This window comes from Pollutimonas bauzanensis, from assembly GCF_900129885.1.
GTDB classification, from domain to species: Bacteria; Pseudomonadota; Gammaproteobacteria; order Burkholderiales; family Burkholderiaceae_B; genus Pollutimonas; species Pollutimonas bauzanensis.
This window is the reverse complement of record NZ_FQXE01000012.1, coordinates 106,628-129,251: the sequence shown is the minus strand read 5'-3', so window position 1 is coordinate 129,251 and position 22,624 is coordinate 106,628. Positions and strand designations below refer to the sequence as shown.

The following is a 22,624-nucleotide window of genomic DNA, read 5'->3' as shown; positions in this document are numbered from 1 at the left end:
TTGACGCGCTGGCGGGCCCTGCTGTGCGCCGGCATGCTGGTTTTGTTTGCGGGCGGCGCCCTGGCCGTGACCGGCGTTGCCGCGGCACCGCGTGCGCCGGGCGAACTCCCGGCTATCGACGAAACCCAGGCCATTCGCCTGGCCGAAGACGCAGTGGGCCGTGTGGTGCCTGACTTCGAGCTGCGCGACAGTAACGGCAAACCGCTGCGGCTGGGCAGCTATCGGGGCAAACCTCTGCTGGTCAGTTTCATCTACACCGGTTGTTTTGAAATCTGCCCTGCGCAGACACGCAGCCTGTATGCAGCGGTCAAGGGTCTGGACAGCATGCTGGGTGAAAACCAGTTCAACGTCATCAGCATCGGCTTCAACCAGCCCTTTGACGATCCGAAAGCCATGCGCGCGTTCGCCTCGCAGCACCGCATCAAGCACCGCAACTGGGCGTTCCTGAGCCCCAGGCCCAATGATGTCGAGGCCTTGACGCGCGCCTTCGGTTTCAGCTGGGTCGCTACGCCCGCGGGTTTCGACCACGTGCTGGGCGTCACCGTGGTCGACGCCGAGGGGCGCATCCACAGCCAGGTGCTGGGCGACGCGGTAAGCGCCGAGCGCCTGGGCACACCCCTGCGCCGTCTGCTGCTCTACGAGCAGCCGCAAATCGTGTCCAGCCCCATAAGTCAGCTGATCGAACGCGTGCGCATTCTGTGCACGGTCTATGACGCCAGGACCGGCGAATACCGCTATGACTGGAAACTGATTCTGCAAATGGCCAGTGGTTTGCTGTTTTTTCTGACCATGTTCATCTGGCTGTTTGGCGAGTGGCGCCGGCAAAGACGCCAGCGTCGTCTAACGGGTTTGCCATGTCCAGTCACAGCACACGCGGTTTCCGGCAAAGGGGTCTGAAGGGCTGGCGAACCATCGAACGGTATTTCGATATGGCGTTCGGTTCGGCCCAGAATCCCCTGCGTCATCTGGGCACTATCGGTTTTCTGGCGCTCTGGCTGCTGGCGGCCAGCGGCGTCATTCTGTACGCCTTGTTCGACACCTCGGTCAACGGCGCCTGGCATTCGGTCGAACGCCTGGCGCATTTGCCGCTGGGACTGGGGCGCCTGTTGCGCGGCGTGCACCGCTATGCCGGAGATTTGCTCATGCTGGTGGTGTTTTTGCATATTTTGCGTGAATGGCTGCACGGCCATGCGCATGGCGCGCGCCGCTTTCATTGGCTGACGGGCGTGCCTTTGCCGGGATTCTGTTTCATCAGCGCCATCGGCGGCTTCTGGCTGGCCTGGGACCAGTTGGGTCAATATTCGGCGCTGTCCACGGCTGAATGGCTGGACGCGCTGCCCTTGCTGGCATCGCCGCTGGCGCGAAATTTCCTGTCGCCCGCGGCGCTCAGCGACCGGATGTTTTCATTGTTCATTTTCGTACACGTGGGGGTCCCTCTGTTATTGCTGTTCGGTCTGTGGTTTCATATTCAGCGCCTGGCACATGTTGCCATGCTGCCGCCACGGGGCTTGACGTTCGGGGTGATCCTGGCGCTGGCGCTGCTGGCACTGGCACGCCCGGTGCTCAGCCACGCCCCGGCCGCCCTGGGCCAGGTGCCGGCAGAGCTGCGTCTTGACTGGTTGCTGCTGTGGCTGCACCCGCTCACTGACGCTACCTCGCGAGGCTTTACCCTGACCTTGACTGGTGGCGCCGTGCTGGTACTGTTTGCCTTGCCTTTTTTGCCGCGAACGCCGCGTGCCGCAGTGGCGGTGGTCGACGCCGAAAATTGCAGCGGCTGCGCCTGGTGTTTTGCCGACTGCCCCTATGCGGCGGTGACTATGGTGCCCCATCCCGACAGACGTCCCGGGCACCGGCTGGCGCAGGTGGATGCCGATTTGTGCACGGCTTGTGGCATCTGCGCCGGGGCCTGCCCATCGTCCACGCCGTTACGCAGAGCCCGGCGACTGGTCACCGGCATTGACATGCCGCAGCTGTCCATCGACGCTTTGCGCCGGCGCCTGCGCGCCCGGCTGGCGGCGTCGACGGCGCAGCGGCCGATAGTGGTGTTTTCGTGTCGGCACGGGGCGTCCCATGACAATTTGCACGGCGCCGACCTGAGCGTGCTTGGCTTGATTTGCGCAGGGCAGCTGCCCCCATCTTTTGTTGAATACGCCATGCGCAATGGCGCGGCGGGAGTACTTGTGGCCGCCTGTCGTGAAGGGGGCTGCGAGTTTCGTCTGGGAGAGCGCTGGATGGTGCAGCGCCTGACGCGTCAGCGTGAGCCGCGGCTGCGTGTTCACGCGCCGGCCGAGCGCTTGCAACTGGTTTTTGCCGGACCCGGCGAAGAAGCTCTGCTTGACCAAGCCCTGCAGGGCCTGCGGGAACGGCTGCGGGCCATGTCGCCACATGTGAGCATGAATGCCAATGAAATCGTCCACTGAGCCCATCGTCGTCGAAACTCGGCGCGGCAGCCCCGCCGGCCCTGTCCAGTGGCTGGGGCAGTTCCTTCTTTACGGCCTGTTTGCGCTGGCCATAGGCGTATTCACGCAATGGCCACCCTATCATCCACTGGGCGAGGACCAGGCGCTGATCAAGGTCAGCGTTGCGCGCTTGGGCCAGCCGGTTGGCGAATGCCGGCGGCTGACCGACGAAGAGTTGGCCAAACTGCCGCCCAATATGCGCGACCCTGTGCAGTGTCCACGTGAGCGCTCGCCGCTGAGCATGGAAGTCAATGTCAACGGCGCCAGGATGCTCAAGCGCGTGGCCGAGCCAGGCGGCCTGTCCAGGGACGGCGCCGCGGCCATTTACGAGCGGCTGGTGGTGTCCGCGGGCGAACAGCGCATTAGTGTGCGCTTCAACGATGACGTGCGGCCGGGAGCGCGTGTCTACGAACGCGAGGCCAGCGTGGCGCTCGCGCCCGGCCAGGTTCTGGTCATTGATTTCGACGCGGAAAAAGGCGGCATAGTACTGCAATGAATGCACATACGGTATCGACTCACGACAGCATGGGCCGTGTGACGGCTTCCACCCCCGCACGTTATGCACTGCCGGCAACAACGGCCGGCAGTCGTCGGCTGGCGCGCGCCTGGCTGAGGCTGGCGCTGGCAGCCCTGCTCGGCTCGGGCCTGTTCTCTGTGCTGCTGGTGCTGGCGCGCACACCGGGAATCAACGCAGTGCTGCCCGGGGGCGATTTCTTTCGCGTGGCGCTGGTGGTGCACGTCGACCTGTCGGTTCTGGTCTGGTTTGTCGCCGTTGCCGGTATGCTGTGGAGCCTCAATCTGAGGGCGCTCACGCCCGGGAGCCGTCTGGCCGCGCAGCTGGCATGGGCCTTGTGTGCGGCGGGGGCGCTGGGCATGGCCGCGGCGCCCTTCGTTGATTCAGGAGCGGCCATCATGGCCAACTACATTCCCATGATAGACAGCGCCACCTTTCGCATCGCATTGCTGGTGTTCGCCGCTGGCGGTCTTCTGCTCGTGTTGCAGGCCATGATCTGCGCGGTCCCCATCGGGCCGGCGGTCGACGGCACAGGCGCCCTGCGTTTCGGTCTGCATGCGAGCGCAGTGGCGGCGGCGGTGGCGCTGCTGGCCTTGGGCTGGTCCCTGGCGGTGATGCCCGCGGGCTTGCCGGCCGATGCCTATTATGAAATTCTTTACTGGGGTGGCGGCCACGCCCTGCAGTTCACCTGGACGCTGCTCATGCTGGTGTCGTGGCTGGTTCTGGTGCAGGCTTGCGGCGGCCAGGTGCCGCTCAGTCCGCGCATCGTATTGCTGTTGTTCGCCCTGGCGCTGGCGGGCGTCTTCGTTACGCCGCTGGCCTATCTGATGTACGACATCAGCAGCGTCGAACATCGCCATATGCACACCTGGGCCATGCGCCTGGGCGGCGGAATGGCCATTGCGCCGCTGATGCTGGCGGTGTTGCTGGGCCTTGCGCCGTTGCGGCGTCTGGCGCCGGGCCTGCGGCCGCTGCGCGCAGCGGTCTTGGCGTCGCTGCTGCTGTTCGTGGCCGGCGGCCTGATCGGGCTGACCATAGCCGGCAGCAACGTGCGCATTCCCGCGCACTACCACGGCAGCATAGTGGGCGTCACGCTGGCCCTGATGGGCATGATCTACTGGCTGCTGCCCAGGCTCGGCTACGCCGCGCCCTCGGGCCGCACGGCGCTGCTGCAGCCCTGGTTGTACGGTGGCGGGCAGCTGCTGCACATTGTCGGCCTGATGTGGTCGGGCGGCTATGGCGTGCAGCGCAAGGTGGCCGGCGCGCAGCAGGTGCTGCGCACCAGCGGCGAAATCGCCGGCATGGGCCTGATGGGCCTGGGCGGGCTGTTGGCCATAGGCGGAGGGCTGTTGTTTGCCCTGGTGGTCATCCGTGCCATGCGAGGCGTTGCGGCCACGCCCGCCAAGCAAAGGGACGGCGCGGCATGATAACCCTTTTGCAGCGCGCGCTGCGTGCCGTATTCATGGCTGTCGAAGCAATATTCAACCGTGCTTTCGGCGACCGCATGAATCCTTTATATCATCTGGGAAAAATCACCTTCTTCCTGTTCTGGGTGATCGCCATCACCGGCCTGGTGCTTTATATTTTTTTCGACACCAGTGTGGAAGGCGCATATCGATCAGTGGTCGCGGTCTCCCACGGCGCCTGGGGCCTGGGCAGCCTGATACGCGGCCTGCATCGCTATGGTTCCGACGCCATGGTGCTGACCATGCTGTTGCACATGCTGCGCTATTTCGCGCTCGATCGCCTGCGCGGCTTTCGGGCGTTTTCCTGGATCACCGGCATGGGCCTGCTGTGGCTGACCTATGTTTCCGGCGTCAACGGCTTCATGCTGCCCTGGGACCGCCTGGCGCAGTTCGTCACGCAGGCCAGCTTCGAATGGCTGGACTGGCTGCCGGGTTTCGGCGGCCGGCTGATTCGCAACTTCATTCTTCCGGAGCACGTCACCAACCGTCTTTTTTCGCTGCTGGTATTCATGCACATAGGCGTGCCCCTGTTGCTGTTGTTGCTGATGTGGATACATGTGCAGCGTGTGCCCAAGGCGAGCACGCAGCCGCCACGGCCCGTGGCGCTGGCGGTGACGCTGACGCTGGTGGCGCTGTCCATCGCCGTGCCGGTGTCCAGCCAGGGTCAGGCGGACCTGCACACCACGCCGCTGAAGCTCTCGCTGGACTGGTTCCTGCTGCCTGTTTTTCCGCTCATACAGGAAGGTCATCCGGGCCTGGTCTGGGCGCTGGTCATCGGTCTGACGCTGCTGGGCATCGCGCTGCCGTGGTTGAAGCTGCGCCGTGGCTCCGCAGCGGCACACAGCCTGACCATTCATCCCGGGCCGGCGCGCGCCACGGCGCGCGCCGATGAAACCCTGCTCGAGGCCGGCCTGCGCGCCGAGCTGGCCTTGCCCTACGGCTGCCGCTCGGGCGGCTGCGGGGTCTGTGTCTGCACCGTGCTCAATGGACGTGTCGATCTCGGGCTTTACCAGGAGGCCGCGCTGACGCCCGCGATGCGTGCGCGCGGCCAGGCCCTGATGTGTTGCGCCGTTGCGCTGGAAGATGTCGAATTCGAGGTTGAAGGCGTGGCCTCGCTGGCGCCCGATCAAGCGCAGGCATGGCAGCGCTGGCAAGGCCGGGTGCTGCGCATGGAGCGGCTCACACCAGAGCTGATGCGCCTGTTCATCGCGCTGCCATCGGGCAAGGTCTTGCGCTACCAGGCCGGACAATACATCAATATCATCCTCGATGATGGCGCCAGGCGTTCTTTTTCCTTCGCCAAGGCGCCGGCCGATCCGGCGCAGCCCTTTCCCTTGCCTGACGACAGCATCATCGAGCTGCACGTGCGCCGGGTCGAGGACGGGCGTTTCACCACGCAGGTGTTCGAGCGCATGCAGGTTGGCGACGAGGTCGATTTCGAAGGACCGATAGGCCGCTTCACGCTGCGCGACAGCGAGCGCCCCATTCTGATGATTGCCGGCGCCACGGGTTTTGCGCCGATCAAAAGCATTCTTGAAGACGCCTTCCGGCGCGGCGTGCGCCGGCCCATCGAGCTGTACTGGGGCGTACGCACAGAGGGCGACCTCTATCTCCAGGATCAGCTCAGGCGCTGGCAGGCCGCGCACGATAACTTCACGTATGTGCCGGTGCTCTCGGGGCTTGCCGAGGATGATCCCTGGAGCGGGCGGCGCGGTTTCGTGCACCAGGCTTTGCTCTCTGATCATCCGGATCTGGGCGGCTATGAGCTCTATGTTTGTGGTTCGGTGCGCATGGTCCAGGCCGCGGTGCCCGATTTTCTGTCGCACGGCCTGGCCGAAGAATTCTGTTTCTCGGATGCTTTCGTGCCGAACTCCGGGAATGGCAGAGGCTGAGTCAAAATACTATGAATTAAAATTCAAAAGTGAAGACGTGTTCTCTTGCGGGGGAAATATGGCCGGATAGAAGCTGGGTTCCGGTTGGGGATTCCGCTAGATTAAAAATTATGGGGAGCAGAAGTTGCAACGCATGCACCCGCGCGGATACCTGTTGCGTGTATGTGTAGTCGCGGCGGGCCAACTGCTCCAGGTTCAAACCGAAGTAGCCCGCCATGACGCCTTCAGCCATGAGATCGGCCAGGCACAGATCCTCCAGTACGCCTGCTGCGCGCACCAGGCGACTATGGACTTCCGCCAGCGCGATCGAGCGCTTGGTGTCCTGGTCCCACTGGTGCTTATGAAACACTGATTCCATCAACGCCGTCGGGAGATTGCGGCCCAGGTACAGCACGCCGTAGTCCCGCTTGGGGGCGTCATAACGGTTGGTGCCGTCGCGTCCGTAGCACAGCGGTTCATCGCGATAGACGACGCGGCTCACATGTTGGAGCAGCTCTCCCGCATCGATTCGGGACGGCGGCAGATCGATACTCACGCCACCTCGCCTCAATGTACCCCGAGCACATTGAACACCGCCTTGGTCACCGCATCGACCGAATCGGCAGTCACGGCATCTACTGGTGATTGCCCGCCCAGGCCTTCGAGCGGCTCGGACAGAGTACGGTACAGCGTCCATGCGTCGACTTCGGCCGCCCCTTTCAGGACGGCCTGCGTCAACCGTTGCAAAGTACTTCTGAGGACGGGAAAAGGCGACGGCGCTGCTGCGGGCAAGCCATTTGCCGTCAACCAGCCCGCCGCCCTTCGCTCGCAGCGGGACATGGCGCGCCTGCCACAAGCGAGTCTCCCGCGAAAGGCCATGCCGCCATGTCGGCCAGGCGGCCCTGACGCCTGCCTTGGGGCCATACTTGGAATTTTCCAATGCTAGAGGAGCCCGCCATGGACCAGCCTGCCATATACCCCCCGATGACCAAGGAATTCGCCAAACAGCGCGCCGAACTGGCGCCCGACGCGCTGGCGGCCTTCAGGGCGTTCAGCGCCGCGGTATTTGCCGAAGGGGCGTTGCCCAAGAAAACCAAGCAATTGATCGCCGTGGCAGTGGCGCACGTCACCCAGTGCCCATACTGCATCAAGGGCCATACCGAAGCCGCCGTGAAGGCCGGGTCCAGCGAACAGGAAATCATGGAAGCGATCTGGGTCGCCGCTGAAATGCGCGCCGGCGCCGCCTATGCCCATTCCCATCTTGCGCTGGATGCGATCAATCACCTGAAAACCTAGCCGCGCTTGCGGGGGGGCTTAGCCCAGATGTGAGGCCGAAGGGTGTTTTTCTTCGGTTTCCATGGCCGCAAGGCCGTGGATGATGCCGCAGTCCTGCATGGATTGCGCGGTCGCGCATTGCTGGCGCAGGCCGACCAGCTGTTTGCGCAAGCGCTGCAGTTCCGCCAGCCGCAGGTCCACATGGACGATATGCTCATCCAGCAGATCGTTGACGGGGGCGCAGTCGCCATGAGGGCGATCGATGAATGCGAGCAGGCTGCGGATTTCGTCATGGGCCATGTCCAGGCCCCGGCAGTTGCGTATGAACCGCAGGCGTTCCAGATGGTCGCCTCGATAGCTGCGGTAATTGCTGTCATTGCGCCCGGGGGTCGGCAGCAAGCCTTCCCGCTCATAGAAGCGTATGGTTTCCGTGCTGCAGTTGGCCGCTTTGGCCAATTCGCCGATTTTCATAACTGTCTCCGACATATGAGTTGACCTTGTAGTTACTTTAAGGTGTTTACTGCATATATGCAATAAGCAGGCTTACGGAAAACTCATGTCCGCACATTCACACGATTCCCAGTACGCCGGCGGCCCGGCAGGTCCCGGGCCGTCGGCCCAATGTTGTTCCGGCCATGGCGGCGGCGAGCAAGGCCACGGCCATGCGCCTCATGGCTCGAGCCATGCCCATGAGCCTGCCGCCATCGGCATCGCGCCATTGCCGGCCCAGCAGGCCGTGCCGGGCGGGGCGCGCACGGCCATGCGCATCATGCAGATGGACTGCCCCACCGAAGAGGCGCTGATACGCAGGAAGCTCGAGCCCATGGAAGGGGTGCACGGCGTGCAGTTCAACCTGATGCAGCGCGTGCTCACCGTGGATCACGCGGCGCCGGCCCTGGGCGCCATCCTCCAGGCGATACGCAGCCTGGGCTTCGAGCCGGAGCTGGCGCAACAAGGCCAGCCGCTGGGCAAAGCCGCCCCCGCGCCGGCCCGGCCATGGTGGCCGCTGGCCGTGGCGGCGCTGGCCGCCGTCGGCGCCGAGGCGCTGGGGTGGCTGGGCGATTTCGGCTGGGCGGTCATTGCCCTGGCTTTGCTGGCCGTGGCGCTGAGCGGGCTGGACACCTACAAGAAGGGCCTGCTCGCCGTGCGCAACGGCAATCTGAACATCAATGCCTTGATGAGCATTGCGGTGACCGGCGCCCTGGCTTTGGGAAACTGGCCGGAGGCCGCCATGGTCATGGTCCTGTTTTCCATCGCCGAATTCATTGAAGCCCGCTCGCTGGACCGTGCGCGCCACGCCGTCGAGCGCCTGATGGAGGTGGCCCCTGAAACTGTCTGGGCGCAAGGCGCCGATGGCGCCTGGGCCAGCATGGCCGCCGCTGCGGTCCAGCCGGGAACGGTGCTGCGCGCCCGTCCCGGCGAGCGCATCGGCCTGGATGGCCGCGTCGTGGCGGGCAGTTCCGTGGTCGATCAGGCGCCCATCACCGGCGAGAGCATGCCGGTCGAAAAGACCGTGGGCGACCAGGTCTATGCCGGCACCATCAACGGCATGGCCGAGATCGAATATCGCGCGGAGGCGGCGTTCAGCAATACCATGCTGGCGCGCATCATCCATGCCGTGCAGGCGGCGCAAGGCAGCAAGGCGCCCATCCAGCGCTTCGTCGACCGGTTCGCGCGCATCTATACGCCCATCGTGTGCCTGCTGGCCCTGCTGGTGGCGGTGGTTCCACCTCTCGCCTTGGGCCAGCCGTGGCTGGAGTGGGTCTATAAAGCGCTGGTGCTGCTGGTGATTGCCTGCCCTTGCGCGCTGGTCATCTCCACGCCGGTCGCGATTGTCAGCGGGCTGGCGGCCGCCGCGCGCCACGGCATTCTGGTCAAGGGCGGCGTTTATCTGGAAGAAGGCCGCAAACTGGCCTGGCTTGCCCTGGATAAAACCGGCACGCTCACCCAGGGCAAGCCGCAGCAAACCGATTTCCTGGTCCTTGGCGGCAGCCATGGGACATCCACCGCCCATGCGGGATCCGCGCTCGGCGCAGCCGAGCTGCGGCGCCTGGCCGCCAGCCTGGCCGCCAGATCGGACCACCCCGTCTCGCAGGCCATAGTCCGCGCTTACGACGGCCAGGAACTGCTGCCGGTAGGCAATTCCGAGGCCGTGCCCGGAGGCGGCACGCGCGGCGACATAGCCGGCGCCGGCTATATGCTGGGCAGCCCCCGCTGGGTCGACAGCGTGCTTGGCGCACGGCCGGCCGGCGCGGAACTTGCGCGCCATGTGGCGGCACTGCAGGAACAAGGCAAGACCGTAGCGGTATTGGCCGCGGCGGATCGGGCGCTGGCGGTGTTCGCCGTCGCCGACGCGGTCAAGCCTTCCTCCCGGCAGGCCATCGCCGAATTGCATGGCCTGGGCGTGCGCACCGCCATGCTGTCGGGGGACAACAGCGCTACCGCCCGGGGCATCGCGGAGCAGGTCGGCATAGACAGCGTGCAGTCCGAACTGATGCCCGAGGACAAGCTGCAGGCCATCGAGCGCTATGCGGCGCAAGGCGCCGTGGGCATGGTGGGCGACGGCATCAACGATGCGCCCGCTCTTGCGCGGGCCGATATCGGCTTCGCCATGGGCGCGATGGGCAGCGATACGGCCATCGAAACGGCGGATGTCGCCCTGATGGACGACGACCTGCGCAAGATTCCCCGCTTCATACGCCTGTCGCGGGCCACGCATGCCGTATTGGTTCAGAACATCAGCATAGCGCTGGGAATCAAGGCGGTCTTCCTGCTGCTGACCTTATGGGGGCTGGGCACGATGTGGATGGCGGTGTTCGCCGATGTGGGCGCCAGCCTGCTGGTGCTGGCGAACAGCCTGCGGCTTTTGCGCAAATAATCGGCGGGCAGGATGAATATGTGGCGGCGGGCCGCGCATCCCGGGTTTACATCGTATTATAATCAAAGCCACATTATATTGGCTTATCCGGGGTAAGGATGTTTGCTCTTCTCGATGCGTATCGCGCAGGCTTGCTACGGCGCCCGCACTGGCTTTCGAATATCGTCGCGGGGCTGATCGTCGGGGTCGTGGCGCTGCCTCTGGCCATGGCGTTCGCGATCGCGTCGGGCGTCAAGCCGGAGCAGGGCATCTACACGGCCATCATCGCTGGCATCATTGTTTCGCTGTTCGGCGGCAGCCGGGTGCAGATCGCCGGCCCCACCGGCGCCTTTATCGTGATCCTGGCCGGCATCGTGGCCAAATACGGCGTCGACGGCCTGCAGATCGCCACCCTGATGGCGGGCGTCATTCTGCTGCTCTTTGGCGTGGCCCGCCTGGGCGCCGTCATCAAATTCATCCCCGCGCCGGTCATCGCCGGCTTCACCGCCGGTATCGGCGTGGTCATCTGGGTCGGGCAGTGGAAAGATTTCTTCGGTCTGCCGGCGGTGGGCGGCGAGCATTTCCACCAAAAACTCTGGAACCTGCTGCAGGCGCTGCCGCAACTGGACTGGGCCACCACCGCGCTTGCCTGCATCGCCTTGCTGCTGGTCATCTTCGCCTCGCGCATACCGCGCCTGGCGCGGGTGCCGGGGCCGCTCGTGGCCCTGGTGGTCGTCACCCTCATCCAGGCCATATTCCATTTCGACAGCGTGGCCACCATAGGCAGCACCTATGGCGAGATTCCCCGCGGCCTGCCGACATGGGCTTTTCCGGCGGTGACCCTGTCCAGGCTGGTCGAACTGATAGGTCCCGCTTTCGCCATCGCCATGCTGGGCGCGATCGAGTCGCTGCTGTCGGCGGTCGTGGCCGACGGGATGGCCGGAACCCGGCACAATTCCAACCAGGAATTGATAGGCCAGGGCCTGGCCAATATCGTGGCCCCGCTGTTTGGCGGGATTGCGGCCACCGGCGCCATCGCGCGCACGGCCACCAATATCCGCAATGGCGGAACCAGCCCCATCGCCGGGATAGTGCACGCGCTCACCCTGGTGGTGGTCCTGCTGTTCCTGGCCCCTCTGGCCGCCAATATTCCGCTGGCCTGCCTTGCCGCCATTCTGTTCATCGTGGCCTGGAACATGAGCGAACTGCGGCATGTGGTCAAGATGGTGAAGCGCGCTCCGCGCGCCGATGTGGCGATTCTGCTGGTCACCTTCGGCCTGACGGTTTTCGCCGATCTGGTGGTGGCCGTGAACATAGGGGTGGTGCTGGCCATGCTGCACTTCATGCGGCGCATGGCTGAAAGCGTGGTGGTGCGCCAGCAGAACGGCGTGGACCTGGACAAGGAGCTGGCCCGCGAAGGCTTGCATCATCTGCCGGCGGGCGTCCTGGTATATGCGGTGGATGGTCCGTTTTTCTTTGCGGCTGTCGGGGCCTTCGAGCGCGCCCTGGCCGACACGCATACCGACCCGCGGGTGCTAATCATCCGCCTCGGGCATGTGCCGTTCATCGATGCGACGGGCTTGCAAACACTCGAAGAAGTGGTGCTGGGCCTGCAGGCCAGAGGCGTGCGCGTGGTGCTTACCGAAGCCAATTCCCGGGTTTATCACAAGCTGCGCAAAATGGGCCTGCTTGAAAAGCTGGGCCCCGGCAACTTTACCGAGACCTTGTCCGAGCTGGTGGCGGCCTTGCTGCACGCCGAGGCGGGCAGCGCGCCCGCCACGCCGGATGCCGGAAAAAGCTGAGCCGTGGCGGAAGCCGGAGTCCGCTTATTCGCTGGACGGGCTCTTGACCTGCGGGTTGGTCGTGACGCTGGCCTTGCCGTAGCTCACGCCATGCTGCGTCAGATAGTCGCGTATCAATTGGCGCACCACCTGCGAAGGGGTGATGTCCTGGCTGGCACAGAGCTGCTCAAAGGCCTTCTTCTTGCGAGGGTCGATGAGCACTGTGAGTCGCGCGGTCTTGTTTTCCATGGCTGATCAACGTTTACAATGTTAACGATATTGTAATGGAATATGCGTTGCGCGGCATCGCGCCGCCGCGCTTTTGATCAGGCGCGCAGGAGCATTTCCTTGTGGCGGATCAACTCAGCCAAAGATAGCTTGCCGGGTTGTCGGGGCAGGAGCCGAAACCGCATTCCAGCATGGTCGACGCCATATTGCCCAGCACCAGCAAAAAGAACAGCCACATGATGGCGCGGGCCGCGCGGCTGGCCTGGCGCGCATCGGGCTGGTCGGTGCAGCGGCGATCCAGCATCAGCATGATGCCGCTCCAGGCCATGAAGGCCGCGAACAGGATCAAGGCCCAGGTGTAGAAATGCATGCCCAGCAAGGGCGGGCCATAGCCAGGGTCGCCCGGCCCGATATGCAGCAGCACCTGCCGCCCGGCCGCGATGGCGCCTCCCAGCGCCGACAGCACTATCATGCCGTAATGCAGCGGCGAAGGGCCGAACCGTACATTGAGCAGCAGCCCCAGGCCCACCAGCACGAACGCCACCCGTTGCAGCAGGCACAGGGGGCAGGGCAGTTCGTCGAAGGCCAACTGCCAGGCGAAGGCCGCGAGCAGGATGGCGCAGACGCCGGCCAGCGCCAGCATGTTGAGCGTGCGCGACAGGCGAAAACGGTCGTTGTGGAAGTAGTGGTTCGACATGGCTTAAAGCGATAATCCCAAAGGGTCAGTCATGTGGAACCTGCACCAGACGGCGAAAACCGCCAGGGTGATCGCCCAGAACGAAAGACAGGCGGGGCGTTGCCCCCGGATGCCGAACCAGACCGCGAGCATGCCGGTCAAAAAAGGCAACATCATAATCATGAAACATGTTCCGCTAGGATGAACAACTTTACATTATGTAACGAAACGCGGATTTCCGCCAGTCGGCATCCCCGTCAGGGGGAAACGAGCTGGCGCCGCAAGGAGTCTTTCAGGGCAAGCGTGAACGCTTCCCGGGCGTGGCCGGGCGTATTGCACAATTCGTCCAGGGAAGCAATGCGGTCGCTGCCGTAGCGCTTGTGATTGCCCACCGCCTGTTCAAAGCGGTTGGCGCAAGCGGTGAGCGCGTCCGCATCCACCGCAGCCAGTATCAGCGCATGGACCAGCACCATTTGCACGGTGTCGCGGGTAGAGGCCAGGGTGTGGCGGCGCCACAGCTGCGCCGTCCCGGCGATTTTCCTGGCCGAGGCGCCTTGCCCGACCGCCAGGTTATAGCGGCCGTCGCAAAATGACCCTTCGACGGCCTGTGGCTGGCTGACGATGCCGTGCTCTTGCAGGGCCCCGGCGATCACCCGGCATATCAGCAGATAGGCCTCGTCGGAGTGGTCCAGCGGCTTGCCCTGCGCCGCGTAAGCCAGGCTCAGGTTGACGATGCCGGGCCCTTGCGGAACGATGCCGCCGCCGGACTGGCGCACGCTGACCGGCCAGCCCAGCCCGGCAAATTCGGCGCAGGCCGCGGCAAAGGATTCAAAGCGCTGGTAGGTGCGCGGCACCACCAGCCCCTGGCCGGATTCCCACACGCAAGCCATGGGGCCGTTCTGCGCGGCCATCGCAATCAGCGATTCGTCGAATCGCGCATCCTGGCAGAGCCCGGCGGGAGGGGGCGACAGCTGGAACGGCATAGCGGGGGCGGGACGATTCAATTGCGGACCAGGGCAAAGTCTTCGTCGCTCATGAACATATAGCGGACAGCGTCGATCAAGCCCAGCACAATGGCCAGCGGCGCGAAAAAGTAGCAGACGGCCAGATAGAAAATGCCCCAGCCGATCTGGCCCAGGTAAAAGCGGTGCGCTCCCAGCCAGCCCAGGAAGATCGCCAGGACTATGGCGATCTTGCGATGATTGGTGGGCTTGTCGAGCTCGTCGCTCTTGCTTTTGATGATCCACAGGCTGATGGGCACGGTCAGCGCCAGCGCTATCAGCACCTTTATGGCATGGAGGGCGACATAGTTTTTGACGGCATAGTAAATGTCCGAGAAATTATGGACGACCAGCCCTGTTATATGGGAGATCCACGCGAACGCCTCGTAGGCTATGGTTTCGCCGAAGGTCAGCGCAACCAGGATGATGATGAAAACGGCGATGGCGAGAATGATTTTTTGCAGCATGATCCAGGGCTTGCCTCCAGGGCGGGTAATCCAATGGTTTCATCATAAACCATGCCGGCGCGCGGCCGCGCTAGTCTCGCATCAGGCGCCATAACGACGTGACTTCGGCGCGCCGCGCCATATGCAAGGGATCGGACTCGTCCATGGCCTTGGGGTGCGCCGGGCGCGCATCCAGACGGCCCGCCACGCGCAAGCCCGCGGCGGCAATCGCCTGCAGCAGAAACTCGCGGCTGCGCAGGCCCAGATGTTCGGCCAGGTCCGACATGATCAGCCAGCCCTCGCCGCCGGGTTCCAGGTGGCCGGCCAGACCATTGAGAAAGCCCAGCAGCATGCCGCTGCCGGGATCGTAAATGGCGCGTTCGATGGCAACGGTGGGCTTGGCGGGCAGCCAGGGCGGGTTGCAGACGATCAGGCTGCTCTTGCCTTGCGGAAACAGGTCGGCTTGCTGCAGATCGATGACCTGGCTGAAGCCGAGCCGGTCGATGTTCTCGCGGGCGCAAGCCAGGGCCCGCGGGTCCTGGTCGGTGGCGATGATCCTGCCGATTCCGCGCTGCGCCAGCACCGCCGCCAGCACGCCGCTGCCGGTGCCGATATCGAAGGCCAGATCCCGCGCCGGCAAAGGCGCTTGCGCGACCAGGTCGATATACTCGCCGCGATTGGGTGAAAACACCCCGTAATGCACATGGATGGGATGGGCCAGCGCGGGAACGGCCACGCCTTTCTTGCGCCACTCGTGCGCGCCTATGATCCCCTGCAGAGCCCTCAGCGGCAGCAAAAAGGGTGCGCGGGTCTCGCCCAGGGCGGCATGGCAGGCTTCCCGCGCATCGGGCGCGCGGCGCAGCGCTATGCCGGCATCGGCCTCCAGTTCGATCAGCAGTTTGTTCAGCAGCTGGGTGCGCTGCGACTGGTGCAGGCGGTGCCGATTGAACTCATCGAGCGGGGAGGCGGGTTCGGCTTTGGCGCGGGCGGGCTTTTTCTTTTTGTCGATGCGGCGCGCCAGCGCCTGCAGAAGCTGCCGGCCATTTTGGAAGTCGCCGCGCCAAAGCACGGATGTCCCCTGGCTGATCAGGCGGTAGGCGGCGTCGGCGCTCAGGGTGTCGTCGGCCGCGACGATGCGCTTGGGCAGGCCGTGGCCGTCCTGCGCAAGCCATTGCGCCTTGCGCGATTGTTCATTTTCCGTCCAGGCGACATAGACGGGGGCGGCGGCAGGGTTCGAGGCAGGCATGGCTGGGCCTATTTGAAGAATGGCCTTATTGTAGGCCAGGGACGGGCCCTGGCCGGGCGCGTCCCCACGCAAGAAAAGCAAGAGCTCGCCAGCGGCTATTCGGCCGTGGTCTGCCGCAGCGCGTGTTCCCACTTCTCCATCAAGGCCCGCGCATCGGCCCGGGCCAGTTGGGGCATGAAGCGGCGCTCCTCTTGCCAGAGCGCCGATAATTCTTCCTTGTTTTCATAAATGCCGCTGCTCAGCCCTGCCAGGTAGGCGGCGCCCAGCGCGGTGGTTTCCACCATGGTGGGGCGCACGACCGGGATGCCCAGCAAGTCCGCCTGGAACTGCATGAGCAAATCGTTGACGCTGGCGCCGCCGTCGACGCGCAGCTCGGCCAGCGGCGCGGAACCCGCGGCCACGGCGTCGCGGCTCATGGCCAGCAGCAATGCGGCGCTCTGGTAGGCGATGCTTTCCAGCGCCGCCCGGGCAATATGCGCCATGGTGCTGCCGCGCGTCAGGCCGGTAATCGTGCCGCGCGCTTCCGGCTTCCAGTACGGCGCGCCCAGCCCGGTAAAGGCCGGCACCAGCATCACGCCGCCCGAGTCGGGCACGCTTTGCGCAAGAGTCTCGATTTCACTGCTTTTCTTGAAGGCGTTGAGCCCGTCCCGCAGCCACTGGACCACGGCGCCGGCGACGAATACGCTGCCTTCCATGGCGAATTCGGTTTGCGCGCTGGTCTGCGCGGCGCTGGTGGTGACCAGGCCGTTTTGCGACACCTGGAATTTGTTGCCGGTATGCATCAGCATGAAGCAGCCGGTGCCATAGGTGTTCTTGGCCATGCCGGCGCTGAAGCAGGCCTGGCCGAACAGCGCGCTTTGCTGGTCGCCCGCCACGCCGCAAATCGGGATCGCCTGCCCCAGGAGGTCGGCCTGCGCCGCTCCGAACTCGGCGGCCGAGGGCAGCACTTGCGGCATCAGGGCCGGTTCTATGTCCAGCGCCTGCAGCAGCTCGTCATCCCATTGGTTGCTGTGCACGTTGAACAGCATGGTGCGCGAGGCATTGCTGACGTCGGTGCTGTGCTTGCCGCCTTTGGTCAGTTGCCAGATCAGCCAGCTGTCTATGGTGCCGAAGGCAAGCTCGCCGCGGCGCGCCTGCTCGCGGGCTTGCGGCACGTGGTCGAGTATCCACTTGAGCTTGGTGCCGGAAAAATAAGCGTCCACGCGCAGCCCGGTCTTTTCCAGGATAAGGCTATCCAGGCCTCGCGCGCGCAGTTCGGCGCAGGTCGGCTCGGCGCGCCGGTCCTGCCAGACGATGGCGTTGTAGATGGGCTGGCCGGTCTTGCGGTTCCAGACCAGCGTGGTTTCGCGCTGATTGGTAATGCCCAGGGCGGTGATGTCGCCGGCCCGCAGGCCGGCCTTGGCGATGGCTTCGCGGGCTGTGGCCAGCTGGGTTTGCCAGATTTCCACCGGGTCGTGCTCGACCCAGCCCGGTTCGGGATAGATCTGGGTGAGTTCCCTTTGCGCCAGCGCGACGATGCGCCCGGGCTTGTCGAAGACAATGCTGCGCGTGCTGGAGGTTCCTTGATCGAGGGCGAGTATATAAGTCATGGCGGCTCGGAGATTTCGGGCGGATTCGTATCAGATGGCGATGTCGCAGCGCACCTGGGCATGGGCCAGCAGGTCGGGAAACGGCTCCGGCGGCGCGGCATCGGTGAAAAGGCGGTCGATCTGCCCCAGATGCGCCACGCGGACCATGGCGGGCCGGTTGAATTTGCTGGCGTCGGCGGCCAGCCATACTTCGCGCGCATGCGAGATGATAGCCTGCGATACTTTGACTTCGCGATAGTCGAAATCGCGCAGCGACCCGTCCGCCTCGATGCCGGATATGCCGATCAAGGCAATATCGACCTTGAACTGGCGTATGAAATCCACCGTCGCTTCGCCCACGATGCCGTGGTCGCGCGGGCGCACCACGCCGCCCGCCACTATCACTTCGCTGTTCTGGTTGCGGCTCAGTATGGCGGCCACATTGATGTTGTTGGTGATGACGCGCAAGCCGGTGTGCTGCATCAGCGCCTTGGCGATTGCCTCGGTGGTCGTGCCGATATTGATCAATAAGGAACAATCATTGGGCACGGCCCGCGCCACGGTTTCGGCAATGCGGCGCTTGCCCTCGGCGTGCAGGTTCTCGCGCTGGTGATGGGCGATGTTTTCGATGGTGGAATTGGGCAGGCGCACGCCGCCATGAAAGCGCGCCAGCAGGCCAGCCTCCGACAGGCGCTGCACGTCGCGCCTGACGGTCTGCACCGTTACGCTCAATCGGGTCGCCAGTTCGTCGACAGTGCTGGAATGGCGCTCATGCACATGCTGCAGGAGCTTGAGCTGGCGAGGATTCGGATTCATGCTGCGCGCTTCATTGATAAGACAAAAGAAATGTACATCGAAACAAAAGGAATCGATCCTAGGGTTTTCATCAAGGGTAAATATATAGTAAACGAACAATAATGCGCCAAATAGAACCAGAAATGGAGACACATCACCATGCAGTTGGCGCTGGACGGCATCAGCAAGAAGGTGGGAAGCGAGACCTGGCTCTATGAAATGAGCCTGCGTCCGCAAAGCGGCGCGGTAACGGTATTGCTTGGGGCCACGCAGGCCGGCAAGACCAGCCTGATGCGCATCATGGGCGGACTGGACGCCCCCAGCGGCGGCAAGGTGCTGGTCGATGAGCGCGACGTGACCGGCCGCCCGGTGCGCGAACGCAATGTGGCCATGGTGTATCAGCAATTCATCAACTACCCCTCGCTGACCGTAAGGCAGAACATCGCTTCGCCATTGAAGCTGCGCGGCGAAAAGAACATAGGCGAACGCGTCCAGGCCCTGGCCGAAAAGCTGCATATCGGCATGTTCCTGGATCGCCTGCCGGCCGAGCTGTCGGGCGGCCAGCAGCAGCGCGTGGCGCTGGCCCGCGCCCTGGTGAAGAATGCGCCGCTCATCCTGCTGGATGAGCCTCTGGTCAACCTGGATTACAAGCTGCGCGAAGAATTGCGGGAAGAGCTGGGCCAGTTGTTTGCGGCGGGCGACTCGACGATAGTCTATGCCACGACCGAGCCCGGCGAGGCCTTGCTGCTGGGCGGCTATACGGCTGTGCTGGATCGCGGCGAGCTGTTGCAGTACGGCCCCGCGATCGAGGTCTTCAATTTTCCAAGCTCGATCCGCGTGGCCAGCGCTTTCAGCGATCCCCCCATGAATTTCATCAAGGCGGCGCGCGCGGCGGGCGGTGTCCAGCTGGCCGGCCAGGTGCCGGTGCCGCTGGTTCTGCCGGAAGCCGCCGCGGCGGGCGCGGCCGATATCACGGTGGGCATACGCGCCAGTTCTCTGCGCTTGCAGTGCCGCGAAGGCGATATCGCGCTGCACGGCAAGGTGCAGCTGGCGGAGATCTCCGGCTCCGACACCTTCGTCCATCTGGGCTCCGGCATAGGGGGCCTGGTCGCCCAGGTGACCGGCGTGCACCATTTCGAGATAGGCGCCGCGCTGGCCTTGTACTTTACGCCGTCCACGGCTTTTGTATTCGACGCGGCCGGCGATTTGCTGCTTGCGCCGCCGCAGGCAAGGACGCATTGACATGGCCCGCATCGACCTCGATCTGTCGCATTCCTATGCAGCGCATCCGCAAGGCGACGAGGACTACGCCCTGCTGCCTCTGAAGATGACATTCCGGGACGGCGGGGCCTACGCCTTGCTGGGCCCGTCGGGTTGCGGCAAAACCACTATGCTGAACATCATTTCGGGCTTGCTGGTTCCGTCCCAGGGCAGCGTGCGCTTCGACGGCGCCGACAAGACCCGGGATACGCCGCAGCAACGCAATATCGCCCAGGTCTTCCAGTTTCCGGTGGTCTACGACACGATGACCGTGGGCGAAAACCTGGCCTTTCCGCTGCGCAACCGCAAAATTCCCGCGGCGCAGATCAAGGCGCGCGTCGGGCAGATTGCGGAAATGCTCGAATTGAGCCATCAACTCGACCAGCGCGCCGCCGGCCTGCCGGCCGACGCCAAGCAGAAAATCTCGCTGGGCCGCGGGCTGGTGCGGTCCGACGTATCGGCGGTGCTGTTCGACGAGCCGCTGACCGTCATCGACCCGCAGCTCAAATGGCAATTGCGCCGCAAGCTCAAGCAGATCCATCATGAACTCAAGCTCACCCTGATTTACGTGACGCACGACCAGGTCGAAGCCCTGACCTTTGCCGAAGAGATCATGGTGATGTCGCGCGGCAAGGTGGTGCAGGTGGGCACGCCCGAAGCCTTGTTCGAGCGCCCGGCGCACACTTTCGTGGGCCACTTCATCGGCTCGCCGGGCATGAATATCCTGCCTATCGAAGCCGCCGGCGGCATGGCCCTGCTGGGCGGTCAGCCGGTCGCGCTGCCCGCGGGCATGCAACTGGCCGCTGGCCAGCTCAAATTGGGGATACGTCCCGAATATACGCGCCTGGCGGCGCCCGGCCAGCCGGGGGTCGTGGCGGCGACCGTGGAAAAGGTGCAGAACGTCGGCACCTATCAATTATTGACGGCGCGGGTGGGCCAGCACCTGGTGCGCGCGCGCCTGGGCCTGGAGCACGACTTGCCGGAACACGGCGCCGCCACGGGGCTTGCGGTGCTTGGACCGCATTCCTGCTTTTACCGCAACGAGGAGCTCATCGCATGAACCAGCATCGCGTCGATACGCAGGCAGCGCCCGCGCCCGCCGGCAAGCCGGGAGCGTCCGCATGAGCCTGTATGTGAAGCCCGTCAATCAAAAGGCCTGGTGGCTGATCCTGCCCGTGGTCTTGTGCGTGGCGTTCTCCGCCGTGCTGCCGCTGATGACCGTGGTGAACTATTCCGTCCAGGATGTCATCTCGCCGACCCGCACGGTGTTCGTCGGCACGGAATGGTTCAGCGCCGTCATGCGCGACCAGGACCTGCATGCCGCGCTGCTGCGCCAGTTGGTGTTTTCGCTGTCGGTCCTCGCGCTGGAAATCCCGCTGGGCGTGCTGCTGGCCTTGTCCATGCCGTCCACGGGGTGGAAGTCCTCGGCGGTGCTGGTGCTGGTGGCCCTGTCCCTGCTGATTCCCTGGAACGTGGTGGGCACGATCTGGCAGATCTTCGGGCGCGCCGACATCGGCCTGATGGGCCATGCCTTGCTGCTGATGGGAATCGAATACAGCTATGCCAGCAATCCCACCCAAGCCTGGCTGACCGTGCTGCTGATGGACGTATGGCACTGGACGCCACTGGTCGCCTTGCTCGCCTACGCGGGCTTGCGCTCGATACCCGGCGCCTACTACCAGGCGGCCAGCATAGACGGCGCCAGCAAGTTCGCGGTGTTCCGGTATATACAGCTGCCGAAAATGCGCGGCGTGCTGATGATCGCGGTGCTCTTGCGCTTCATGGACAGCTTCATGATCTACACCGAGCCCTTCGTGCTGACCGGCGGCGGCCCGGGCGATGCCACCACCTTTCTGAGCCAGTACCTGACGCAAAAAGCGGTAGGGCAGTTCGACCTGGGCCCGGCGGCGGCCTTTTCACTGATCTACTTCCTGATCATCCTGCTGCTGTGCTTCATTTTGTACAACTGGATGCTGCGGGTGGGCACGCAGGACAAGGAGTCCGGCCATGAATGAGACCCGGCGGTTTCGCAAGCGCACGATCTTCCTCGCGCTGTATTTGCTGTTCGCCATGCTGCCCATCTACTGGATGATCAACATGAGCTTCAAGACCAACGAAGGCATCCTGTCCAGCTTTTCGCTCTGGCCGCAGAATTTCACCTGGGACAACTATATAACCATCTTCACTGATTCGTCCTGGTACAGCGGCTACATCAACAGCCTGATCTATGTAGTGCTGAACACGGTCATTTCCATCACCGTGGCATTGCCCGCCGCCTACGCCTTTTCGCGCTATCAGTTCCTGGGCGACAAGCACGTGTTCTTCTGGCTGCTGACCAACCGCATGACGCCCCCGGCGGTCTTCCTGCTGCCGTTCTTCCAGCTGTATTCGACCCTGGGCCTGATGGATACCTACTGGGCCGTCGCCCTGGCCCACCTGGTGTTCAACGTGCCGCTGGCCGTATGGATACTCGAAGGCTTCATGAGCGGCATCCCGCGCGAAATCGACGAGACCGCCTATATCGACGGCTACGGTTTCCCGCGCTTCTTCCTGACGATATTCCTGCCGCTGATCAAGGCGGGAGTCGGCGTGGCGGCTTTCTTCTGCTTCATGTTCAGCTGGGTGGAGCTGCTGCTGGCCCGCACGCTGACCAGCGTGAACGCCAAGCCCATCGTCGCCACCATGACCCGGACGGTCTCCGCCTCGGGCATGGACTGGGCCACGCTCGCGGCGGCGGGCACGCTCACCATCATCCCGGGCGCCGTCGTCATCTGGTTCGTCCGGCACTATATCGCCAAGGGTTTTGCAATGGGCCGAGTGTAAAGGAGGCAGCATGCTGGACTGGATGGTTTGGACTTTGCCCACCGCGGTGTTCTTCATCTGCATTGGGCTGATGCTGGCGGGCATGACGGTATGGGAGCTGCGGCGCCCCACCACCTTGCGCAAGGGCTTCCTGCCGATAGCCACGACGCGCGGCGACCGCCTGTTCATCGGCCTGCTGATCGCCGCGTATATCAATCTGGGTTTTTTGGGCCTGAGCGAAAAACTGGCCGAGTGGCTCGGCCTGGAGCAGGAGCCCAGTGTGTGGATCAGTTTTGTCGTGTCCATGCTGGTCCTGGCGCTCATCCTGCGCAAGGGCTAGCGATGTTGGGCGGCTGTTGTCGCGCGATTTGACTATCCC

General features: G+C 64.1%; 24 protein-coding genes. 13 read left to right on the top strand and 11 right to left on the bottom strand.

What is annotated here, in order from left to right; genetic code table 11:
• The first annotated feature begins 33 nt into the window (after positions 1–33).
• The 5 genes from BUB23_RS19495 to BUB23_RS19475 are packed head-to-tail and all read left to right on the top strand — an operon-like array spanning position 34 to position 6,331.
• Positions 34–897, top strand: a complete 864-nt coding sequence (locus BUB23_RS19495) for an SCO family protein (RefSeq protein WP_084136147.1) — start codon at positions 34–36, stop codon at positions 895–897.
• Positions 855–2,420 carry a hydrogenase iron-sulfur subunit gene (locus BUB23_RS19490; RefSeq protein WP_073106472.1) on the top strand — a complete coding sequence of 522 codons (1,566 nt, stop codon included), beginning with the start codon at positions 855–857 and terminating at the stop codon, positions 2,418–2,420. Before BUB23_RS19495 ends, BUB23_RS19490 begins: the two co-directional genes overlap by 43 nt.
• Positions 2,404–2,955 (top strand): hypothetical protein, encoded by a 552-nt coding sequence (locus tag BUB23_RS19485; protein WP_073106469.1) that lies wholly within the window; start codon positions 2,404–2,406, stop codon positions 2,953–2,955. Before BUB23_RS19490 ends, BUB23_RS19485 begins: the two co-directional genes overlap by 17 nt.
• Complete coding sequence (locus BUB23_RS19480; RefSeq protein ID WP_084136138.1) at positions 2,952–4,400, top strand: cbb3-type cytochrome c oxidase subunit I; 1,449 nt, start codon at positions 2,952–2,954, stop codon at positions 4,398–4,400. The genes BUB23_RS19485 and BUB23_RS19480 overlap by 4 nt, the downstream gene beginning before the upstream one ends.
• Complete coding sequence (locus BUB23_RS19475) at positions 4,397–6,331, top strand: 2Fe-2S iron-sulfur cluster-binding protein (RefSeq protein WP_073106466.1); 1,935 nt, start codon at positions 4,397–4,399, stop codon at positions 6,329–6,331. The genes BUB23_RS19480 and BUB23_RS19475 overlap by 4 nt, the downstream gene beginning before the upstream one ends.
• Before the next feature lie 16 nt (positions 6,332–6,347).
• Here BUB23_RS19475 and BUB23_RS19470 read toward each other — a convergent pair whose 3' ends face one another.
• Complete coding sequence (locus BUB23_RS19470) at positions 6,348–6,866, bottom strand: RES family NAD+ phosphorylase (protein ID WP_084136137.1); 519 nt, start codon at positions 6,864–6,866, stop codon at positions 6,348–6,350.
• 11 nt (positions 6,867–6,877) lie between these two features.
• On the bottom strand, positions 6,878–7,057 hold the full coding sequence (locus BUB23_RS19465; RefSeq protein WP_218599084.1) for a hypothetical protein: 180 nt from the start codon (positions 7,055–7,057) through the stop codon (positions 6,878–6,880).
• A gap of 210 nt (positions 7,058–7,267) precedes the next feature.
• On the opposite strand from BUB23_RS19465, the gene BUB23_RS19460 reads away from it, so the two are divergent.
• Positions 7,268–7,606 (top strand): carboxymuconolactone decarboxylase family protein, encoded by a 339-nt coding sequence (locus BUB23_RS19460; RefSeq protein ID WP_073106638.1) that lies wholly within the window; start codon positions 7,268–7,270, stop codon positions 7,604–7,606.
• An 18-nt stretch (positions 7,607–7,624) separates the two neighbouring features.
• On the opposite strand, the gene cadR is transcribed toward BUB23_RS19460, so the two are convergent.
• Complete coding sequence (gene cadR / locus BUB23_RS19455) at positions 7,625–8,056, bottom strand: Cd(II)/Pb(II)-responsive transcriptional regulator (protein WP_073106463.1); 432 nt, start codon at positions 8,054–8,056, stop codon at positions 7,625–7,627.
• Between the two features lie 85 nt (positions 8,057–8,141).
• Between cadR and BUB23_RS19450 the strand changes: the two genes are divergently transcribed.
• Complete coding sequence (locus BUB23_RS19450) at positions 8,142–10,463, top strand: heavy metal translocating P-type ATPase (protein WP_073106460.1); 2,322 nt, start codon at positions 8,142–8,144, stop codon at positions 10,461–10,463.
• Between the two features lie 98 nt (positions 10,464–10,561).
• Complete coding sequence (locus tag BUB23_RS19445) at positions 10,562–12,244, top strand: SulP family inorganic anion transporter (protein ID WP_073106458.1); 1,683 nt, start codon at positions 10,562–10,564, stop codon at positions 12,242–12,244.
• Between the two features lie 24 nt (positions 12,245–12,268).
• Here BUB23_RS19445 and BUB23_RS19440 read toward each other — a convergent pair whose 3' ends face one another.
• From BUB23_RS19440 to BUB23_RS19410, 8 genes are all read right to left on the bottom strand, one after another.
• The gene (locus tag BUB23_RS19440) at positions 12,269–12,472 is read right to left on the bottom strand and encodes a ribbon-helix-helix domain-containing protein (RefSeq protein WP_073106455.1); all 204 of its coding nucleotides are present in this window, start codon (positions 12,470–12,472) and stop codon (positions 12,269–12,271) included.
• A gap of 109 nt (positions 12,473–12,581) precedes the next feature.
• Positions 12,582–13,148: a disulfide bond formation protein B gene (locus BUB23_RS19435; protein WP_073106452.1), complete on the bottom strand. Its 567-nt coding sequence runs from the start codon at positions 13,146–13,148 to the stop codon at positions 12,582–12,584.
• Positions 13,149–13,151: 3 nt separating this feature from the next.
• Complete coding sequence (locus BUB23_RS27445; protein WP_281255567.1) at positions 13,152–13,301, bottom strand: DUF5993 family protein; 150 nt, start codon at positions 13,299–13,301, stop codon at positions 13,152–13,154.
• Between the two features lie 83 nt (positions 13,302–13,384).
• Positions 13,385–14,131, bottom strand: coding sequence for a lipoyl protein ligase domain-containing protein (locus BUB23_RS19430; RefSeq protein ID WP_143161051.1), 747 nt, complete (start codon positions 14,129–14,131; stop codon positions 13,385–13,387).
• A complete protein-coding gene (locus tag BUB23_RS19425; RefSeq protein WP_073106446.1) occupies positions 14,128–14,595 on the bottom strand; it encodes a TM2 domain-containing protein in 468 nt (155 codons plus the stop codon). Before BUB23_RS19425 ends, BUB23_RS19430 begins: the two co-directional genes overlap by 4 nt.
• A gap of 70 nt (positions 14,596–14,665) precedes the next feature.
• Positions 14,666–15,820: a methyltransferase gene (locus tag BUB23_RS19420; RefSeq protein WP_073106634.1), complete on the bottom strand. Its 1,155-nt coding sequence runs from the start codon at positions 15,818–15,820 to the stop codon at positions 14,666–14,668.
• A 95-nt stretch (positions 15,821–15,915) separates the two neighbouring features.
• Complete coding sequence (glpK, locus tag BUB23_RS19415) at positions 15,916–17,409, bottom strand: glycerol kinase GlpK (RefSeq protein ID WP_073106443.1); 1,494 nt, start codon at positions 17,407–17,409, stop codon at positions 15,916–15,918.
• Positions 17,410–17,439: 30 nt separating this feature from the next.
• A complete protein-coding gene (locus tag BUB23_RS19410) occupies positions 17,440–18,204 on the bottom strand; it encodes a DeoR/GlpR family DNA-binding transcription regulator (RefSeq protein ID WP_073106631.1) in 765 nt (254 codons plus the stop codon).
• 138 nt (positions 18,205–18,342) lie between these two features.
• Between BUB23_RS19410 and BUB23_RS19405 the strand changes: the two genes are divergently transcribed.
• The 5 genes from BUB23_RS19405 to BUB23_RS19385 all read left to right on the top strand — a co-directional run bounded on the left by BUB23_RS19405 (position 18,343) and on the right by BUB23_RS19385 (position 22,585).
• On the top strand, positions 18,343–19,425 hold the full coding sequence (locus BUB23_RS19405) for an ABC transporter ATP-binding protein (protein WP_073106440.1): 1,083 nt from the start codon (positions 18,343–18,345) through the stop codon (positions 19,423–19,425).
• Position 19,426: 1 nt separating this feature from the next.
• Entirely contained in the window at positions 19,427–20,503 is a 1,077-nt protein-coding gene (locus BUB23_RS19400; RefSeq protein ID WP_073106438.1) for an ABC transporter ATP-binding protein, read from the top strand.
• A 61-nt stretch (positions 20,504–20,564) separates the two neighbouring features.
• Complete coding sequence (locus BUB23_RS19395) at positions 20,565–21,458, top strand: carbohydrate ABC transporter permease (protein ID WP_073106436.1); 894 nt, start codon at positions 20,565–20,567, stop codon at positions 21,456–21,458.
• A complete protein-coding gene (locus tag BUB23_RS19390; RefSeq protein WP_073106432.1) occupies positions 21,451–22,266 on the top strand; it encodes a carbohydrate ABC transporter permease in 816 nt (271 codons plus the stop codon). Before BUB23_RS19395 ends, BUB23_RS19390 begins: the two co-directional genes overlap by 8 nt.
• Before the next feature lie 10 nt (positions 22,267–22,276).
• The gene (locus BUB23_RS19385) at positions 22,277–22,585 is read left to right on the top strand and encodes a DUF2160 domain-containing protein (protein WP_073106427.1); all 309 of its coding nucleotides are present in this window, start codon (positions 22,277–22,279) and stop codon (positions 22,583–22,585) included.
• Positions 22,586–22,624: the final 39 nt, after the last annotated feature.

Excerpts from the sequence above, each read along its gene's own strand:
- BUB23_RS19495 (WP_084136147.1), top strand. The coding sequence starts at position 34 with ATGCTGGTTTTGTTTGCGGGCGGCGCCCTGGCCGTGACCGGCGTTGCC.
- BUB23_RS19490 (WP_073106472.1), top strand. The coding sequence starts at position 855 with ATGTCCAGTCACAGCACACGCGGTTTCCGGCAAAGGGGTCTGAAGGGC.
- BUB23_RS19485 (WP_073106469.1), top strand. The coding sequence starts at position 2,404 with ATGAAATCGTCCACTGAGCCCATCGTCGTCGAAACTCGGCGCGGCAGC.
- BUB23_RS19480 (WP_084136138.1), top strand. The coding sequence starts at position 2,952 with ATGAATGCACATACGGTATCGACTCACGACAGCATGGGCCGTGTGACG.
- BUB23_RS19475 (WP_073106466.1), top strand. The coding sequence starts at position 4,397 with ATGATAACCCTTTTGCAGCGCGCGCTGCGTGCCGTATTCATGGCTGTC.
- BUB23_RS19460 (WP_073106638.1), top strand. The coding sequence starts at position 7,268 with ATGGACCAGCCTGCCATATACCCCCCGATGACCAAGGAATTCGCCAAA.
- cadR (WP_073106463.1), bottom strand. The coding sequence starts at position 8,056 with ATGAAAATCGGCGAATTGGCCAAAGCGGCCAACTGCAGCACGGAAACC.
- BUB23_RS19450 (WP_073106460.1), top strand. The coding sequence starts at position 8,142 with ATGTCCGCACATTCACACGATTCCCAGTACGCCGGCGGCCCGGCAGGT.
- BUB23_RS19445 (WP_073106458.1), top strand. The coding sequence starts at position 10,562 with ATGTTTGCTCTTCTCGATGCGTATCGCGCAGGCTTGCTACGGCGCCCG.
- BUB23_RS19440 (WP_073106455.1), bottom strand. The coding sequence starts at position 12,472 with ATGGAAAACAAGACCGCGCGACTCACAGTGCTCATCGACCCTCGCAAG.
- BUB23_RS19435 (WP_073106452.1), bottom strand. The coding sequence starts at position 13,148 with ATGTCGAACCACTACTTCCACAACGACCGTTTTCGCCTGTCGCGCACG.
- BUB23_RS27445 (WP_281255567.1), bottom strand. The coding sequence starts at position 13,301 with ATGTTGCCTTTTTTGACCGGCATGCTCGCGGTCTGGTTCGGCATCCGG.
- BUB23_RS19425 (WP_073106446.1), bottom strand. The coding sequence starts at position 14,595 with ATGCTGCAAAAAATCATTCTCGCCATCGCCGTTTTCATCATCATCCTG.
- BUB23_RS19420 (WP_073106634.1), bottom strand. The coding sequence starts at position 15,820 with ATGCCTGCCTCGAACCCTGCCGCCGCCCCCGTCTATGTCGCCTGGACG.
- glpK (WP_073106443.1), bottom strand. The coding sequence starts at position 17,409 with ATGACTTATATACTCGCCCTCGATCAAGGAACCTCCAGCACGCGCAGC.
- BUB23_RS19410 (WP_073106631.1), bottom strand. The coding sequence starts at position 18,204 with ATGAATCCGAATCCTCGCCAGCTCAAGCTCCTGCAGCATGTGCATGAG.
- BUB23_RS19405 (WP_073106440.1), top strand. The coding sequence starts at position 18,343 with ATGCAGTTGGCGCTGGACGGCATCAGCAAGAAGGTGGGAAGCGAGACC.
- BUB23_RS19400 (WP_073106438.1), top strand. The coding sequence starts at position 19,427 with ATGGCCCGCATCGACCTCGATCTGTCGCATTCCTATGCAGCGCATCCG.
- BUB23_RS19395 (WP_073106436.1), top strand. The coding sequence starts at position 20,565 with ATGAGCCTGTATGTGAAGCCCGTCAATCAAAAGGCCTGGTGGCTGATC.
- BUB23_RS19390 (WP_073106432.1), top strand. The coding sequence starts at position 21,451 with ATGAATGAGACCCGGCGGTTTCGCAAGCGCACGATCTTCCTCGCGCTG.
- BUB23_RS19385 (WP_073106427.1), top strand. The coding sequence starts at position 22,277 with ATGCTGGACTGGATGGTTTGGACTTTGCCCACCGCGGTGTTCTTCATC.